This is a genomic window from Dyadobacter luteus (genome assembly GCF_003383615.1).
GTDB classification, from domain to species: Bacteria; Bacteroidota; Bacteroidia; order Cytophagales; family Spirosomataceae; genus Dyadobacter; species Dyadobacter luteus.
The window spans coordinates 52,450-68,847 of sequence record NZ_QNUL01000002.1 but is presented as its reverse complement, the minus strand read 5'-3'; the positions used below and the strand labels follow the sequence as shown (position 1 = coordinate 68,847).

The 16,398-nt window shown below is 42.9% G+C and carries 11 protein-coding genes; 3 read left to right on the top strand and 8 right to left on the bottom strand.

All coding sequences use genetic code 11. The annotated features are described in order from the left end of the window. Window positions 1–12: 12 nt before the first annotated feature. From DSL64_RS03160 to DSL64_RS03145, 4 genes are all read right to left on the bottom strand, one after another. Window positions 13–396, bottom strand: coding sequence for a DUF2958 domain-containing protein (locus DSL64_RS03160; RefSeq protein WP_229216932.1), 384 nt, complete (start codon window positions 394–396; stop codon window positions 13–15). Window positions 397–449: 53 nt separating this feature from the next. Then, window positions 450–1,028: a Crp/Fnr family transcriptional regulator gene (locus DSL64_RS03155; RefSeq protein ID WP_115829564.1), complete on the bottom strand. Its 579-nt coding sequence runs from the start codon at window positions 1,026–1,028 to the stop codon at window positions 450–452. 116 nt (window positions 1,029–1,144) lie between these two features. Continuing rightward, a complete protein-coding gene (locus tag DSL64_RS03150; RefSeq protein WP_115829209.1) occupies window positions 1,145–1,768 on the bottom strand; it encodes an alpha/beta hydrolase in 624 nt (207 codons plus the stop codon). A 75-nt stretch (window positions 1,769–1,843) separates the two neighbouring features. Further along, window positions 1,844–2,782: a ring-cleaving dioxygenase gene (locus DSL64_RS03145; RefSeq protein ID WP_115829208.1), complete on the bottom strand. Its 939-nt coding sequence runs from the start codon at window positions 2,780–2,782 to the stop codon at window positions 1,844–1,846. Between the two features lie 249 nt (window positions 2,783–3,031). Between DSL64_RS03145 and DSL64_RS03135 the strand changes: the two genes are divergently transcribed. Beyond that, a complete protein-coding gene (locus DSL64_RS03135) occupies window positions 3,032–4,189 on the top strand; it encodes a DUF3800 domain-containing protein (RefSeq protein ID WP_158547862.1) in 1,158 nt (385 codons plus the stop codon). 11 nt (window positions 4,190–4,200) lie between these two features. Here the strand turns inward: DSL64_RS03135 and DSL64_RS03130 are convergent, their stop codons facing one another. After that, a complete protein-coding gene (locus tag DSL64_RS03130) occupies window positions 4,201–6,324 on the bottom strand; it encodes an ATP-binding protein (protein ID WP_158547861.1) in 2,124 nt (707 codons plus the stop codon). Window positions 6,325–6,767: 443 nt separating this feature from the next. Between DSL64_RS03130 and DSL64_RS03125 the strand changes: the two genes are divergently transcribed. Next, the gene (locus DSL64_RS03125; RefSeq protein ID WP_115829204.1) at window positions 6,768–8,975 is read left to right on the top strand and encodes a hypothetical protein; all 2,208 of its coding nucleotides are present in this window, start codon (window positions 6,768–6,770) and stop codon (window positions 8,973–8,975) included. Window positions 8,976–9,034: 59 nt separating this feature from the next. Here the strand turns inward: DSL64_RS03125 and DSL64_RS03120 are convergent, their stop codons facing one another. Both DSL64_RS03120 and DSL64_RS03115 read right to left on the bottom strand, forming a co-directional pair. Next, window positions 9,035–9,457, bottom strand: a complete 423-nt coding sequence (locus DSL64_RS03120) for an SRPBCC family protein (protein WP_115829203.1) — start codon at window positions 9,455–9,457, stop codon at window positions 9,035–9,037. Between the two features lie 223 nt (window positions 9,458–9,680). Next, window positions 9,681–11,045 (bottom strand): DUF4932 domain-containing protein, encoded by a 1,365-nt coding sequence (locus DSL64_RS03115; RefSeq protein ID WP_229216931.1) that lies wholly within the window; start codon window positions 11,043–11,045, stop codon window positions 9,681–9,683. Window positions 11,046–11,263: 218 nt separating this feature from the next. On the opposite strand from DSL64_RS03115, the gene purL reads away from it, so the two are divergent. Next, window positions 11,264–14,929: a phosphoribosylformylglycinamidine synthase gene (gene purL, locus DSL64_RS03110; protein WP_115829201.1), complete on the top strand. Its 3,666-nt coding sequence runs from the start codon at window positions 11,264–11,266 to the stop codon at window positions 14,927–14,929. Between the two features lie 83 nt (window positions 14,930–15,012). Here purL and DSL64_RS03105 read toward each other — a convergent pair whose 3' ends face one another. Next, window positions 15,013–16,392, bottom strand: a complete 1,380-nt coding sequence (locus DSL64_RS03105; RefSeq protein WP_229216930.1) for an arylsulfatase — start codon at window positions 16,390–16,392, stop codon at window positions 15,013–15,015. Window positions 16,393–16,398: the final 6 nt, after the last annotated feature.

Sequence of the window (16,398 nt, the reverse complement as noted above, 5' to 3'; positions counted from 1 at the left end):
TGCACAGCCGGACTACTTGCTTAGCCTTTCTGCTGCTTGCTTTAACAGTTCTTCGTCTTCAGTTACTCTTTTATTTGCTTTAGCAGCTTCGAAATAGACGCTCATCGGATATTTTCCTTCGAAGGCACGATCTATTTCTACCATCGGAACCTTCAAACGCGCATGCTTGATACTTTCAAGATGTGTAACAGACACATAGCTCAACTCAGGAGTACCCTGCCCCAAATCACAAATGCCATATGCAATATGATTTGCGGCGTCCATTTCAGATAAAAGCCATATACCTTTACCATACTTCGAATGCAGTTTAACCACAGGTTCATGATCTCTGCTCAACTGGTTTTGAACCTCAGTGGCATTGTGAATCATGATTTCCTCTAAATTCTCGGGGATCATTTTTGACATGACACAAAGATACTGCATGAACTATGCTCTGCAAACACAGACGCTTAATTCGCACTGAGCTTCTTTCTGACCTTACTGAGAAATTCCGGAGAAAAACCCAGGTATGAAGCAATGTAATGCTGTGCTACACGCTGAGGAATAGCAGGATAGCGGTTCAAAAAATCCAGATATTTCTCCACTGCCGTTGTTGAGATAGTTCTGAAAAGCCGTTCCTGCGTTTGCGCAAGATTTCGTTGTACCATCAACCTGAACATACGCTCAAATCCCGGCACCCTGGCCAGCAATTTTTCTTTAGTCTCCGGTGTAAGTATCAGTAGCTCACAATCCTCCAGTGTTTCTATATAAACCATGCTCGGTTTTTGTTCGGTGAAACTGGTAATGTCGCTCACCCACCAGTCTTCCACAGCAAATTGCAAAGTAACCTCAGCTCCCGCGTGATCAATATGGTAAGTTCTGATACAACCTTTCAGTATAAATGCCTCGAAATTACATACCTCTCCTTCCTGCAACAGGAAAGTCTTTTTACGCTGCTTTTTAAATTGAAGTACAGAATTAAAAAATTCCAGATCGTCATCTGTAAATGGCAGACAGCGCTTTGCATAAGCATTGATTTCTTCGAACATATCAGCAGGAGTATTTGTTCCAAACAAAAAACTCACCCTGCATAGTCGCAGAATGAGTTTTTAAAATTAGTGTCAGTATCTGATATTATCAAAAACACACGTATCAATACATCGTTTTACTTTAATATCTCCCGATTAACAATAGCGATTTCTTCTCCCGATATCGTATGCGGACGGCCAGGGTATATCGCCGAGCTTACCTGCGCATTCAGATTTTTCAGTACTGAAATACTCTCTTCCACACGGCTAACGGGCACATGCGGATCAGGATCTCCTGTTGATATAAAGACAGGGGTATTTTCAAAATCACCACCATAATTGGTCATTTCCAACTTCTCTCCTACCAATCCACCGGTAAGCGCAATGATTCCCGCATACTTCCGCGCGTGACGGGCCGTATATTCCAGCATGAGACATGCTCCCTGCGAAAATCCTGCAAAGTAAATCTGATCGGCAGCTATTCCTGCAGCTTCTATTTCCTTCACCGTATCATCAATAAGTGCCAGAGCCGAATCCAGTGCGGGCTGGTTCTTTTCAACCGGAGCCATAAAACTGAACGGATACCAACTATTGTTGGTGGCTGCGGGTGCAAGTATTGCCACATCATTAAGGTTCAGATAACGTTTCAATGAAATGATATCTTCCGGAGCTGCGCCTCTGCCATGAATCATAACAATCGCCTTTTTGGCATCCTGCAAAGCGACTCCGGCTTTCACGATCTGTTTTGTATGCTGGTACATTTTCAATTACTGATAAAATGAATAATCATTTAAAGCAAAGAGCTGGTTACTTCCAGCCCTTTGCTGATATGCTGTTTATTTCAAAACAGGCAGCACTTTTTCAATCTGAGCTCTGCGTGGCTCGTACTGAGGTGGCAACATCAATCCACTACCCAATTCAGCTACAGTTTCGTCAGTGGCAAAACCAGGATTGTCACTTGCGATTTCAAAAAGTACGCCACCTGGTTCACGGAAATAAAGTGAATAGAAGTAATTTCTATCAATTTTATCAGTGATCTGATGACCAGCCTCAACGATTTTTTTGCGGAATTCCATCAAAATATCATCGTTGGCAACTCTGAAAGCTACGTGGTGGACAGAACCTCCCGCTACATGACCTGCACGTTCGCCTGGTACTTCCACAAGATCCACGATAGAAGCCTGCTCTACTGCATCAGTGATAAATCTGAACCGGTTGACATGCTGCTCCACCAATTTGTATCCGAAGATGTCAGTCAGAATTTTCGCTGTTTCTTCGATTTTGTTACTGGTAATCGTAATATGGTGAAAACCTCTGGTAGCATGTTCAGCTTTTACTTCGTCGGTTTCCCATGGTTTCCGATCATCTGCTTTTTTAGGAACAGTTAGTTCGAATTTCAAACCATCAGGATCAAGGAAAGTCAGATATTGCTCGCCAAACTTCTCAGCCACCTTGTTATAGGTTACTTTGTTATCGTGCAATCTTTTTTCCCAGAAGCCTAAACTTCCCTCAGGAACAGAATAACCGATCTCAGTTACCTGGCGTGTTCCTCTCCTACCTGCAGGAATCTGATCTCCCCATGGAAAGAAAGTCAGGATGGTACCTGGAGTTCCGTTTTCATCTCCGTAATAGAAATGGTATGTATTAGGATCATCGAAATTCACGGTTTTTTTAACCATTCTTAATCCCAGAATACGAGTATAAAAATCGTAGTTTCTTTTAGCGTCTCCGGCGATAGCAGTGATGTGGTGGATGCCGTTTATTGTATTTTCCATTTTCGTATCTGTTTAATTGTTGTCGTTTTGATGATACAAATGTACAGCGGTCGCACAGGGCAAAACATTGAACTAGGACAAGAAAAACGGACCATGCTCTTTTTTTCTGAAGTACTAAAAATCCATATTTCCTTCTCCAATGAGCCGCTAAAACAACAATTACTACTACTAATACACTCTAATTATATCAAGTTCATAGTTTTAACAAGCCGAAAATGATATTTTTGTCATTTACCAATCATGATCACAATGCCCGAACAGATTGCCTTTCTTGAAGAATGGGGAACATATGGACTGGAATTCTTAAAAAAGGAAAATAATGGAGAAGACACCTCCACCCATTTTATCGTTACCGCACTGCTTCTTGCCAAAAGAGATGTGGAGTATGCGAACAATACTTTGGAAGCCATTGCAAAAAAGCATTTTGACGATGGCGTAATCAGTTCGGCAACGGTTGACAATGATCATGAGAGAAGAAAACAGATACTGAACGAAGTACTTTCTGCACCTTTCAGAATATTTGCCCTCGTTGTAGACAAACGACAGCTTATAGGTGAAGGATTGCGTTACAAAGGCTCATTACATAAATTTCTGCACGGTCTGGCCGACCGCGAATTGTATGGCCTTTTCAATAATCTGGAGCTGGTCGGTAAGCCCAAAAGCGCTGACAGTTTCATGGAAGGCTTTATCAAATACACGCATCAAAACCATATTCCCAATCTGTTCAACGAATCTACTTTTGGTTTCGTCAAGCCACATGGTGATTTTATACTTCAGGCATCCGATTTTATTGCGGGGACTATGGCACGCTGCTACGACGAAAACCTGCTTACCGATCAACGTCAGGATTTCGTGGAGCTGATACAACCCTCTTTACTGACCATGAAGTTCTGGCCTGATGTATTCGCGCCGTATCTGGTGAAGGTCAATACCAAAGAGCTGCGTTACAATGAAGAGCTGGCCAACCTGAGTGTAAAACTGGCCAATGATTTTATCAACCGGAAGTCTGGTATTCAGGCGCCTCACATAGCAGACCAACTTGCATGCCTGGGATTTTTGCTTTTCCATTTCAGGCACATCAGTCCTACACGTTACATTTCCAGTTTTGAGATTATTGAGCATATAAGGGTTCGGAGAGGCAAATCGGTTTCACTGCACTATTTCCAGACCAAGGTTATCGCTCCTCTCAGAGATGCGGGAGTATTGATTGCCAGCAGCTCTCGTGGGTACAAACTCCCTGCCAGTGAGGGTGATTTATATGACTTTATCAACCACAGTAATACGATTGTGGAGCCGATGCTTTCCCGTATTAAAAAATTCAGGGACCAGATCAGTCATGCAACAAAAGGGAAACTGGATGTGCTTGACAGAGATGAGTATGCAGTAATACGAAAAATATTGGATTAGCCTGCGAACCACTAAATTCTGACAAGCTCTTCAATGGTATCTATGAATTTGCGCTCTTCAAATGGCTTTCTGATGACGCCATTCATACCCGCCTGAATATACTGATGCTGAGTGGCTGACGTGGAGCTACCTGTAAAGCCCAGGATTGGTGTAATTGCTTTTAACTTCCCTTCCTGCTGACGAATCCGGGTTGCCAGTTCAATACCATTCATAATTGGCATATGGATATCTGTAATCACCAGATCATAGGTATCGGTCTGAAAAAGGTCGTAAGCCTCCTGTCCGTCGCTGGTCAGGTCATAAACGGCACCGTATTTTTCGAGAATCTTACCAACCAGTACAAGATTCATCTTAGTATCATCAGCCACCAGGATTCTTTTGCCCGAAAGCAGTCCCTTCCCGCTGGCTGACAATACCTTCGTTTTTATTATTTCATCTGTTTTCAAAGCCATCTCCAGAGGAATTTCTACAGTAAACTCAGATCCTTTCCCAAGTTCACTGCTTACATTTATCTCCCCTCCATAGAGATCCACAATACGCTTGCATATAGCAAGTCCAAGTCCTGTTCCTGCCTGGCGTGACGTATTTTCGCTATTTTCTACCTGTACAAAATCATCAAAAATTGTATCCAGATACTCCTGTGCAATACCTACACCGGAATCTCTGACCCCAAGTTTCAAGACGCCCGCTGCGCCATCTTTGTTATCAAATGTACCTGCCAGGGTAATATGCCCTTTATCAGGCGTAAACTTGATCGCATTCGACAACAAATTGATCACTATCTGTTTCAGTCTGAAACCATCTCCTATCAGATACAGGTCATCAGATAAATTGAAGTTGGTGTGAATGTTGATATCCTTCTCATCTGCCAGCACCGATAACATGCCTTCAGCCTCCTCCAGCATTTCCTTCGGAGAAAACGCGACATTTACCAACGATATCTTCCCGCTTTCAAATTTCGAAAAATCGAGAATCTCATTCACCAGAACCAATAATGTTCTCGATGAACTTTTAATCGCGTTGACATTCATTTTAAGATCATCATCCAGCTTTTCAGAATCAATCAATTGAGAGAAACCGATAATTGCATTGAGAGGCGTACGGATTTCATGGGCAACCTGAGCCATAAATTCGCCCTTTTTCTTGTTTGTATCTGTAGTAAGCCGGGCATACTTCAACAGATCATTTTCCTGTCTGTACAACCGGATCAGGTTCCAGATAATCATTGCTGTGAGCGCCAGCACTATAAAAATATTCCCTGTCGAAAGCCTGTTCACTTCGTCAAGCTGTACTTGTGTCGTTTCTACAAGGGAATTCCTGATCGCTTTCAGATTGCTGTCTTCCTCTGTCTTCATCTCTGCAAGAATACTTTTCAAATTCGCGAACAGGCGACTATTGATAAACAGCATCTGACGTTCCGTATCGTTGAGCTGCCTGCGTGCATTTTCGTATTGTTCAAAAACATCAAGCGGGTTGATAGCCTCCGCTTTAGACGATGCAATTACAGAATCCTTAATTATAATGGTACTTTCAGATTTTGTCAATGCCTTGTCTTCGGTCGATTTATTGGATATAGCATCAGCAATACGGCGGAAAAGACGTTTTTTATTTTTTTGTGGCTCAATAAATACTGAATCTGTTTTGGCAATCTTACGCGTGGTGGTAACTGCCGGAGCCTGCCTTGGAATAGGAATCGGTTTGGCACTTTGCAATTGAAATGAAAAGAGCAAAAGGCTATCCACCATCATTTTCATCTCAACAAACTGCTCATCTTTTAATTTTTTGTCAATAATCAGGTTGGACAATGGTAGACCGATTCGACTCCTTGACGATTCGTAATCTGCCAACATCCTTGATACTGCCCCCAACTGATTTTTATATAAATTCAGGTAAGTGGAATCCAGAGTGGTTACAAACAACCTGCTGTTGTTTTCTGCATCGTAAAGAATGGCTATACAGCTATCGAGTTTTTGATAATTGTCACTTTCATTGTTCAAAGCAGAAATGCTGCTTCGCAGAACACGTGATTTGGAATCTTTCGTGAGGGTTACGAATACAAAACATACCAAAATAACAATGAGCAGTATAATCCAGATAAATGAAGACAGAGATGCTTTTTTAAGCGGGTTTTTCATGGTATAGGTGTTGCTGATGATCATTCCACGAAGCACTTGTCTTTAAAGACACAAGAAGACATCTTCATTTGCACGGGAATCACCCCGACGAGGACAACGAAACTAGTACTACATTCTGATAAAAACATCATACATGTGATTTCTATGTCTACAATCTAATCGGGCATGTAAAGCTATTAAAAGTATCGGATTTTATGAGCAAAGTCAGTCAGTAATAAGAAGTAATAAAATTGAACTAATCTGAAATCTAACTACCAAAACTCGAACGAATTCATTTCTAAACGTAGAAATTACTCCTAACAATACACCTGAGTGCCCATTAGGATACTTATTTTGATTTATATTCAGAGATTATAATTTACTTTACCCTGAGTCGTTGCTTACTCATGATCGCAAAACATACATGTGCGTTGCAGTACATACAACATTTATTGTCTCTCCGAATGCAAGAACAGAAGAAACCAGGAGTATACTATCAGTTTTCATCCGTCTTTTACTTTACGGTCATTGCGTTGGTTGCCGCTGTAGTAATCATTCAAACTAAACCTTTCAGCCGATTTTCTAAAAATCCACAGGAGTCAAAAGGTCTACCCACTGATTCAGATTCTTGTAAACTCGGACCTAAGATCTTATCGATCAGCAATATTTCCACCACACAGTTAAATGGTCAGTTTTACGGAACAGATGTCTTTGAAATTGCCTGGGTAATCCGCGACACAAAGGAGAAAATAGTTCGTCAGGGAGAATTTGCTCCTCAGCACAGCAATCCAAGAATTAGTTTTGAAGCGCTTCCCTTCGGAAAATATACACTCACCTACACCGGCAAAAGCTGCCTTTCTTCTCCAAGCACCATGCCATTTGAGATTGGTTCTAATGCAAAGAAAGGGACTTTTACTCCCAAGGTAATAGCAAAAGGACTGAATGAACACATGGAACTAGGCTTTGTTCCCAACGGCAATGGCTACCTCATTTCAGACTATGCTATCGCAATTCCCGGGGATGGCTATGAATTCAGATACATGATTGGTGCTGAAGTAATTACGTCAGATAAACCTTTAAGCAATCATTTTTATGCCGGCGGAAGGATGGTCCGTATCTGGAAAATGAAAACAAAAAAAGGACTTGAAAACACAGCGCGGTGGTCGGACAAAGAAAATAACTGGTACTACAGCACCACAGCTGGCGAAGGTTTTTCTTATAACACTACCGCAGCATTTCAAACTTTGATATTTCCGGAAAGAAAAGACAAGGTGTTTAATACCGTCATTCCTGACGTATTTGACCCATCTACTCAGGTAACGCAATGGGCCGATATTGCGCCGGACATGAAGCTGCCAAAGGGACATGTATGGGTTGCCGCCGCGGGAGACTGGTCTGTGGACAAAGTAATGAGCAAAGGCGTTACGCATATAGCTCACCATGCTTTGCCCTGGGATAACAAAACCAAAGTACAACAGTTGAAGGAAGGCGGGGTAACTTACAACAACGTTCCCCGTATAGAGCATTTTCTTCATCTCAATCCGCAGGGCGCCGACAATTTCAGAAACGGATATAATTTGCGCTATTGGCCGAATGGACCGCTTACCAAAGAGCAGGCAATTCAAAAGGCCAATGAAGCCGATATCTCGGATGCTGTCTGGATCGGAGAAACGATGGAAGGTACCTCCTTTATGCCTGCTGAGGCAGAAATGTGGGGGCACTTTTACAAAAGACTTCATGAGCGTTATCAGGAAAAGTGGGGAGCGAGAAAAATCCCCTACTACATTGCGCACAACTACTTCATGTTCTGGCCGTCAGAAATGTCCCTTTCTCTTAAAAAAAGCAGAGCACATTTTAAGAGCCTGCTGCATCAGGCTCCGAACAAATTGCCTGAAACCAACTTTTCTCCCGGAGGCTCGCTTTCATCCACTACGCTTATTCCGGAAGCGGTGTATATTGGCGCTCCTGATGCTCAGACCGGACAAGTATATGAATCCATTTACAGAATGCACCTGATCCGGCAAATGGGCTATGAAACAGGCATTTTCCTGTTTGGTGTTCATGAATGGCGCCCGAACAATTTGCATCAATACAAATATCCGGAAGGGTTATTCTACAACTACAGTAAACTTCCCCTGGATCCGAATGTAATCATTGCAAACGGATTCATCGCTCAGATTTTTGGTAAGCTATATATTGAATGGGGAGGATCGGGCAAAACTTCCAACAAAAACTTTGATCCGGAATGGTATAAAGGAATATGGTTTCCCAAGGGTGCTGATCAGCCTCAGGAAGGGTTTCCTCACTATGCAAAACCTCAGTCTCCCTCCTATCCGGGATACAACGGCAGCAGCGATTTGTCATACTTCAGCCAGAAGTTATACAACGATACTTTCGGAAAAATTAACGGAGGAAGCAGAAAGTTTCTGAAACACAGGCTGGACAACGGCCAATGGATTACACCTTCTCAGTTCAGTGCAGAAGAAATAGTAGATGCCTATCACGACAAGCGCGGATTTGTTTATTCTGAGACTAAAAACGGGCAGACAGCCTGGTTTTACCTCAACTCATTTTCGGATAACAAATCGCATGATATTGAAGTAGAACTACCTTCAGGGGCAATTATGAAAGCACAGGTATCCGGCAATGGTATCCATGCACGTATCAACTGAAAAGGAAACGAATAGAAAAGAAACGAGATTCAGCCAACTGTGACTGAATCTCGTTCTTTTTAAGCCTCGGTATGCTTCTTAAAATTATCAAGAATCGCCTGCCAGCCAGCGCGTTGCATATCAATCGGATTTTGATTTTCTGCATCAAAGCTCTCAATCACTTTCGTCTGTTCCCCCTGTGTTTCAAAAATGATCCGCACCTGCCGGCCATCTCCAAGAGAGTAGCTAATAAGCGACAGAGGTTGTACTTCGTCATAAACGCCTTCAAAATCGAAGCCAAAACTGCCGTCACGGGCTTCCATTCTGGACGAAAACTTACCGCCAGTGCGGGGATCATTTTCAGCTCGTGGTGTGTGCCAATCGTCCGAAGCACTGTTCCATTGCACAATATGCTCCGGCGAAGTCCAGTATTCCCACACCTTTTCTACCGGTGCATTCACTATCGTTTCAACTGTAATTACGGTTTTTTCTGCATCTGCCATGGTTAGGATGATTTTAATCTTTGCTGAAATTTTTTGCCTAATATATACGATTTGAACAAGTTACAAACATTAATAAAATATAAAATTGGATCATATCCATTTTTATGGAATATATCCATAACTTTGATTTGTAATTCAACGGTGCTACCGGAAGAATTGGAATTAAGGTTGTATTGGTGCAACAGCTTGCCGGTTTCTGCTGGCAAGTTGTTTTGTTTTTAAATCACTGTTTTTTTGCCCAATCAATAATATCAGGATATAAATCTGCTACAGTTTGTCCGCTTTTTCTGTTTTTGTACAGATTGAGAAGTGCCTGGTTGAAAGCTTTGAATCTCTGAAATCCCCGCCTGTCTTCCATATTACTTTCGATATTTTCATTCAGAGTGCCGAAAGATTTTTTATCAAACACATCTGAGTAATAAAGTGTTACCAGTCCATAGTTCATATACTCTTCAAAACACATCAAAGGGCTGTTGTAGGTGGAAGATGGCTTACCGGCCGTAGTCCATTGTTCAAGTTTACCAAATACATTATCAATATCTGCTCTATATTTTTCTGCTTCCGGATTCAGGTAAGCATGGTTGATTTCAGTAAAAGCGATCGTCATACGACCTCCTTTGACTACATCAGCAGGTTTCGATTTATCACTGCTTGTAAGAAAAGGGAAATTTACATGTGCTTGCGATTCTGTAAAACCATTATCACTGAATATATTGGCAGACTGATTCCACCCTACCAAGGGGGAAAAAATCACTTTTGTGGCATCATACTTTGTCGAAGGAAACTGTTTTTCAAGCCACTGAATCATTCCGGCAATGTCTGTTTCTTTTTTGTATTCAGTAATTAAACCGTTGTAATAAGTACTGTTGTTTTTAAAAAACTTTCGAAATTCCGTCTTACCGGCAAAATCGGCCAGCAAAGGAATAAATAATGTGAGCTCGTTTCTCTCACCCCAGCTGACATGATCGTACACCCCGCCATTTACGATTTTATCCCCCTGAAAAACGAATGCATAACTATCCATTTTCATCCGATTGTAATAATACGCCGGAGAAAGCGTCAACAAGGAATCAACCGTGCGTACAGCCTGATGGTTTTTATAACCGGCAAACTGCTTCATCATCTTCTTATAATAATCTGTATCCTTGTAAATGGCTTGTGTTTTACCATAATCCGTAAGTGCAAAAATCACGTTCATTAACTCGTAGACTTCCGGAAGTTCTACCAGTATTTTACCCTTATTTTCCGCCTTGTAAGCCTCCGAAAAAGTCGCAGCTTTTACCTTTCTTTCCGGACTGAAACCACAAAGCACCGTATCTCCCGAACTTTCCCTGGTAATCATAAACCGGGTTGTATGACCGGAACGAAGCAAAAGCGCTATGGAATCCTTTTCAGAAACAAGTACAAGAGGAAGGGAGTCTTTTTCAACAACAAAACTGAAATCAAACTGTTTGTTTATTTTGTTGATGCCATTCATGTCGTCCTTTTCTCCATCCAGATATAAAGTAATGCGGTCACGAGCCGTACGCACTACAGGAACATCCTTTTTCTGAGCGATGGAATCTGCTCCCGAAAGTATTAATATCAAACAGATACAAATTGATCTCATCATAGCCAAACATGTTAAAAGCCTAATTTTAACAAAAAAGGTTATAGAATACAAAACGGTTACAACTTGCCAGGTCTCTTGCATTTCGTTGCTCATTTTCAATACCGGGCAACCTGTTCATAAACCGCATCATCCTTACTCGATTTTGATAGGGATAAAAAATTAAAAGAATTACCTTTGCACCATAAAACGATACTATGATTTATTTCTTCGCCGACGATCAGAATACTGTGTATGCAGTGCAACTGGAGCGAACGCTCACATCGTCAGATACTTCAAAACTCACATGGCTGTTTGCAGGAGCTGAACTTAGCCAGGAAACTGTTCTCACTGATTCTTTTGTTGGTCCGCGTGCTGCCATGATTACCCCATGGAGCACCAATGCTGTTGAGATTACCCAGAACATGGGTATTGAAGGCATTATCAGGATTGAAGAATTCAAACGCGTAGAGCCGGTATTTTCTGATTTCGACCCTATGCTTTCTCAAAAGTATACGGCTCTGGGTCAGGATTTGTATACGATCAGTATTGCTCCTGAGCCGGTTTTAGCTATTGACAACATTGCTGAATACAACAAGCAGGAAGGTCTTTCGCTAAGCGACGAGGAAGTTGAATACCTGAACGACCTTGCTGAAAAGCTGGAAAGAAAACTGACGGATTCTGAAGTTTTTGGTTTTTCTCAGGTCAACTCAGAGCACTGCCGCCATAAGATATTCAACGGTGTATTTGTGATTGATGGTGATGAGCAGCCCGTTTCGTTGTTTAAGCTGATCCGCAAAACGTCAGAGGCAAATCCGAATGGAATTGTTTCTGCCTATAAAGATAACGTTGCATTTCTTGAAGGACCGGTTGTACAGCAGTTTGCACCGAAACGTCCGGATGTTCCGGATTACTACGAAATCAAAGATTTTAAATCTGTTATCTCTCTTAAAGCGGAAACGCACAATTTTCCTACCACAGTGGAGCCTTTCAACGGTGCTGCTACAGGTTCGGGAGGTGAAATAAGAGACAGACTTGCAGGTGGACAGGGTTCATTGCCATTGGCAGGAACGGCTGTGTACATGACCGCACTTTCCCGTCTGGAGGATAACCGTCCATGGGAAAAAGGTGTGGAAGAGAGAGCATGGTTATATCAAACGCCAATGGATATCCTGATCAAGGCTTCCAATGGTGCTACAGACTTCGGCAACAAATTTGGTCAGCCTTTGATCACCGGATCTGTATTAACTTTCGAACACGAAGAAGGAAACCGCAAGCTGGGTTACGATAAAGTGATTATGCAAGCGGGTGGTATCGGTTACGGAAAGGCGGATCAGGCTAAAAAAGCCACTCCTGAACCTGGTGATAAAATCGTGGTTTTGGGTGGTGAAAACTACCGTATCGGTATGGGTGGTGCAGCGGTGTCATCTGCTGACACAGGAGCTTTCGGATCGGGCATTGAGTTGAATGCAATCCAGCGTTCAAATCCTGAAATGCAGAAGCGTGTTGCCAATGCAGTACGCGGTATGGTGGAGAGCGACAACAATACCATCATTTCTATTCACGATCACGGCGCAGGTGGACATTTAAACTGTCTTTCTGAACTCGTAGAAGAAACCGGAGGAAAGATTGATCTGGACAAATTGCCGGTTGGCGACCCTACCCTTTCCGCTAAAGAAATCATCGGAAATGAGTCTCAGGAACGCATGGGGCTTGTGATCGACAAAGAAAATATTGAAACGTTGCGTAAAATCGCGGAACGTGAGCGCGCACCGATGTATACTGTAGGTGATGTAACGGGCGATCACCGTTTCACTTTCGAATCGGCTGAGACAGGAGCCAAGCCTATGGATCTTGAAATGGGCGATATGTTTGGCAGCTCGCCGAAGGTGTATATGCACGACAAAACAGTAGAAAGACAATACGCACCGATTGCTTATTCAACAGAAAAACTGAATGAGTATCTGGAGCAGGTGCTTCAACTGGAAGCGGTGGCGAGTAAAGACTGGCTTACCAATAAGGTAGACCGTTGTGTAGGTGGCCGTGTTGCAAAACAACAAAATGCCGGCCCTCTGCAATTGCCGTTGAACAACGTGGGCGTAATGGCACTGGATTTCCAGGGTAAAGATGGTATCGCTACTTCAATCGGGCACGCTCCGTTGTCAGCATTGATTGATCCTGCTGCCGGAAGCCGTAATGCTATTGCGGAATCACTTTCTAATCTGGTGTGGGCACCGCTACAGCTGGGCTTGAAAGGAGTTTCTCTTTCTGCCAACTGGATGTGGGCTTGCAAAAATGAAGGTGAAGATGCACGCTTGTACAAGGCAGTGAAAGCATGTTCTGACTTCGCGATCAGCCTGGGAATCAATATTCCAACCGGAAAGGATTCTCTTTCCATGAAGCAGAAATACAAAGATTCTGAGGTGATTGCACCTGGAACTGTCATTATATCTGCTGCAGGACATTGCGATGACATCACTTCGGTAGTGGAGCCTGTACTGCGTAAAACAGGAGGCGCAATTTATTATGTTAACCTTTCAGGAGATCAATATAAACTGGGCGGTTCTTCATTCGCTCAGATCTTAAATAAAATCGGAACTGAAACCCCGGATGTAGTAAATGCTGAAAGTTTCGCAACTGCATTCAATACGATTCAGGATTTGATCAAAGCAGGAAAAATTCAGGCAGGTCACGATATTGGCAGCGGTGGATTGATTACCACCTTGCTTGAAATGTGTTTTGCAGACCGTGAACTGGGTGCAAACATTGATCTTTCGGCTTTAGGTCCTCAGGATATAATCACCAAACTATTTGCTGAAAACATTGCCATCGTATTCCAGGCCGATGCTTCTGCAGAAGCTGTATTGACTGGAGCCGGTGTTGACTTCCATAAAATCGGAACTGTTACCAACCAGGCAGGATTGCAGATTCTGGATGGTGGACAGACATGGAATTTTGACATAGATCGTCTGCGTGATGTGTGGTTCAAAACTTCTTACCTTCTGGACCGCAAACAAAGTGGACCGGTGAAGGCACTGGAGCGTTTTGAAAACTATAAAAACCAGCCGCTGAAATACAATTTCCCTGCTCAGTTTGATGGTAAAAAACCTGTAATCGATGCATCAAAACCGCGTCCGAAAGCAGCTATTCTTCGCGAAAAAGGAAGCAATTCTGAAAGAGAAGTAGCGAATGCGATGTATCTGGCAGGATTCGATGTGAAAGATGTTCACATGACAGACCTTATCTCGGGACGTGAAACTCTGGAAGATATTCAGTTTATCGGTGCAGTGGGAGGTTTCTCCAACTCTGATGTATTGGGTTCTGCAAAAGGATGGGCAGGTGCTTTCCTTTACAATGAAAAAGCCAGAACAGCATTGGAGAACTTCTTTAAGAGAGAAGATACTTTGTCTGTTGGTATCTGTAATGGTTGCCAGCTGTTTGTAGAGCTTGGGCTGATCAATCCTGATCATACCGAGAAGCCAAAGATGCTGCATAACGAGAGCCACAAACACGAGAGTATATTCACCTCTCTGAAGGTACAGGAAAACAATTCTGTGATGCTTTCAACACTTGCGGGAAGTACTTTGGGTGTATGGGTGTCTCACGGAGAAGGCCGTTTCCAATTGCCTTATTCAGAAGATCAATATAAAATCGTTGCCAAATACGGTTATGAAAGCTATCCTGCCAGTCCGAATGGATCAGCCTATAACACGGCTATGCTATGCGACGAAACAGGTCGCCATTTGGTGATGATGCCACACATCGAGAGATCGTTGTTCCAGTGGCATTGGGCGAATTATCCGGAAGGACGCAAAGACGAAGTATCTCCATGGATGGAGGCTTTCGTAAACGCGAGAAAATGGGTAGAATCGGTTAATCAATAATCAGATATCCTTATAATATAATCGGGCTGCCTTGTTTCCAGGGCAGCCCGATTTGCTTTTAAACTGATATAAAAACTTCCTTCCTAATCCACCGGCCAGAAAGGTGATTCTGTTCTTGCTTTAGAAAGATAATTCTCAATCGTTTTCAGTACATCCGGATGTTGAGCGGCAACATCCCTGGTCTCGCTCAGATCCTTTTCTATATCATACAGTTCGGTTTTTCCTTTGGTTTTAATCGCCTTCCATTTTCCATATCTGACAGATTGCTCAAAACCTTTCTCAAAAAATTCCCAATACAGGAAACGTGGTTTAGCCGACTTCTGCCCTTTGGCAAATGGTAAAACACTGACTCCATCCGTTTGATATTTCACCTTCGATTTGGCGATATCAGCAAATGTAGGCATCAGATCGGCAAAATAACCCGGCTCTTTACTCACTGTTCCTGCCTTGATCAAACCCGGCGCCCAAACCAGCATTGGTACTCTGATACCACCTTCATACAGATCGCGCTTATAACCACGAAGTGCTCCGTTCGAATCAAAGAAATCGGCTACAGCGGTTTGCTGCGGTGAAGGTTCTGACCTTGGGCCATTATCGGAACAGAAGAAAACGATCGTATTCTTTGATAATCCGCTTTCGATCAGGTAGCGTTTGATTTTCCCTACATTTTCATCCAGATGATGCACCATTGCACCATATATCTTCATGTCCTCAGGCCAGTTCTCATTCTTGTAAATCGTACTGTCTACCGCATCCAAAGGCGAGTGAGGACTGTTGTAATTGATCATCAGCAGAAACGGCTTTGTCGCATTCTTTTGTTTTGACAAAAATGCCAGGCTTTCATCTGTACAGATATCATCGGTGTAATATCCTTTCTTACCGGACGCATTGCGGGGAACTTCCAGCAATTTCCCATCCGTGTAACGTTGAGCGGGCCAGTAACCATTCGCATAGGTTCCCGTATAACTGATCAGCCAGCCAGAGAAAGTATCAAAACCCCTGTGAATGGGGGTTGCCAATGTATCATAACCATCCAAATGCCATTTACCCATCAAAGCCGTTGTGTAACCTGACTGCTGCATCAGATTCCCTACAGTGAAATCATCTTTGGCAAGATTGGTACGGTAAACGGTTGACTTTCCTTTTGTACCGGCTATACCGCCCTGCTTAGTTGCATTGCCCCGAACGGTAGTATGCCCCGTATGCAAACCGGTAATGAGCACACTACGTGAAGGCGAACACACAGGAGCTCCGGCGTGAAAATCGGTAAACCTCGCTCCTTCTTTCGCGAGTGCATCAATATTGGGTGTTTTAATCTTCGTTTGTCCATGTATGCCAATATCTCCATAGCCAAGATCATCGGCCAGGATGAAAACGATATTGGGTGACTGCTGCGCAAAAGATTGTGCGGCCATCAGCAGGCCGCACAATACTGCGCTCACATTTTTGAGCATTCTATTCATTATTTA

Excerpts from the sequence above, each read along its gene's own strand:
- DSL64_RS03160 (WP_229216932.1), bottom strand. The coding sequence starts at position 396 with ATGATCCCCGAGAATTTAGAGGAAATCATGATTCACAATGCCACTGAG.
- DSL64_RS03155 (WP_115829564.1), bottom strand. The coding sequence starts at position 1,028 with ATGTTCGAAGAAATCAATGCTTATGCAAAGCGCTGTCTGCCATTTACA.
- DSL64_RS03150 (WP_115829209.1), bottom strand. The coding sequence starts at position 1,768 with ATGTACCAGCATACAAAACAGATCGTGAAAGCCGGAGTCGCTTTGCAG.
- DSL64_RS03145 (WP_115829208.1), bottom strand. The coding sequence starts at position 2,782 with ATGGAAAATACAATAAACGGCATCCACCACATCACTGCTATCGCCGGA.
- DSL64_RS03135 (WP_158547862.1), top strand. The coding sequence starts at position 3,032 with ATGCCCGAACAGATTGCCTTTCTTGAAGAATGGGGAACATATGGACTG.
- DSL64_RS03130 (WP_158547861.1), bottom strand. The coding sequence starts at position 6,324 with ATGAAAAACCCGCTTAAAAAAGCATCTCTGTCTTCATTTATCTGGATT.
- DSL64_RS03125 (WP_115829204.1), top strand. The coding sequence starts at position 6,768 with ATGCAAGAACAGAAGAAACCAGGAGTATACTATCAGTTTTCATCCGTC.
- DSL64_RS03120 (WP_115829203.1), bottom strand. The coding sequence starts at position 9,457 with ATGGCAGATGCAGAAAAAACCGTAATTACAGTTGAAACGATAGTGAAT.
- purL (WP_115829201.1), top strand. The coding sequence starts at position 11,264 with ATGATTTATTTCTTCGCCGACGATCAGAATACTGTGTATGCAGTGCAA.
- DSL64_RS03105 (WP_229216930.1), bottom strand. The coding sequence starts at position 16,392 with ATGAATAGAATGCTCAAAAATGTGAGCGCAGTATTGTGCGGCCTGCTG.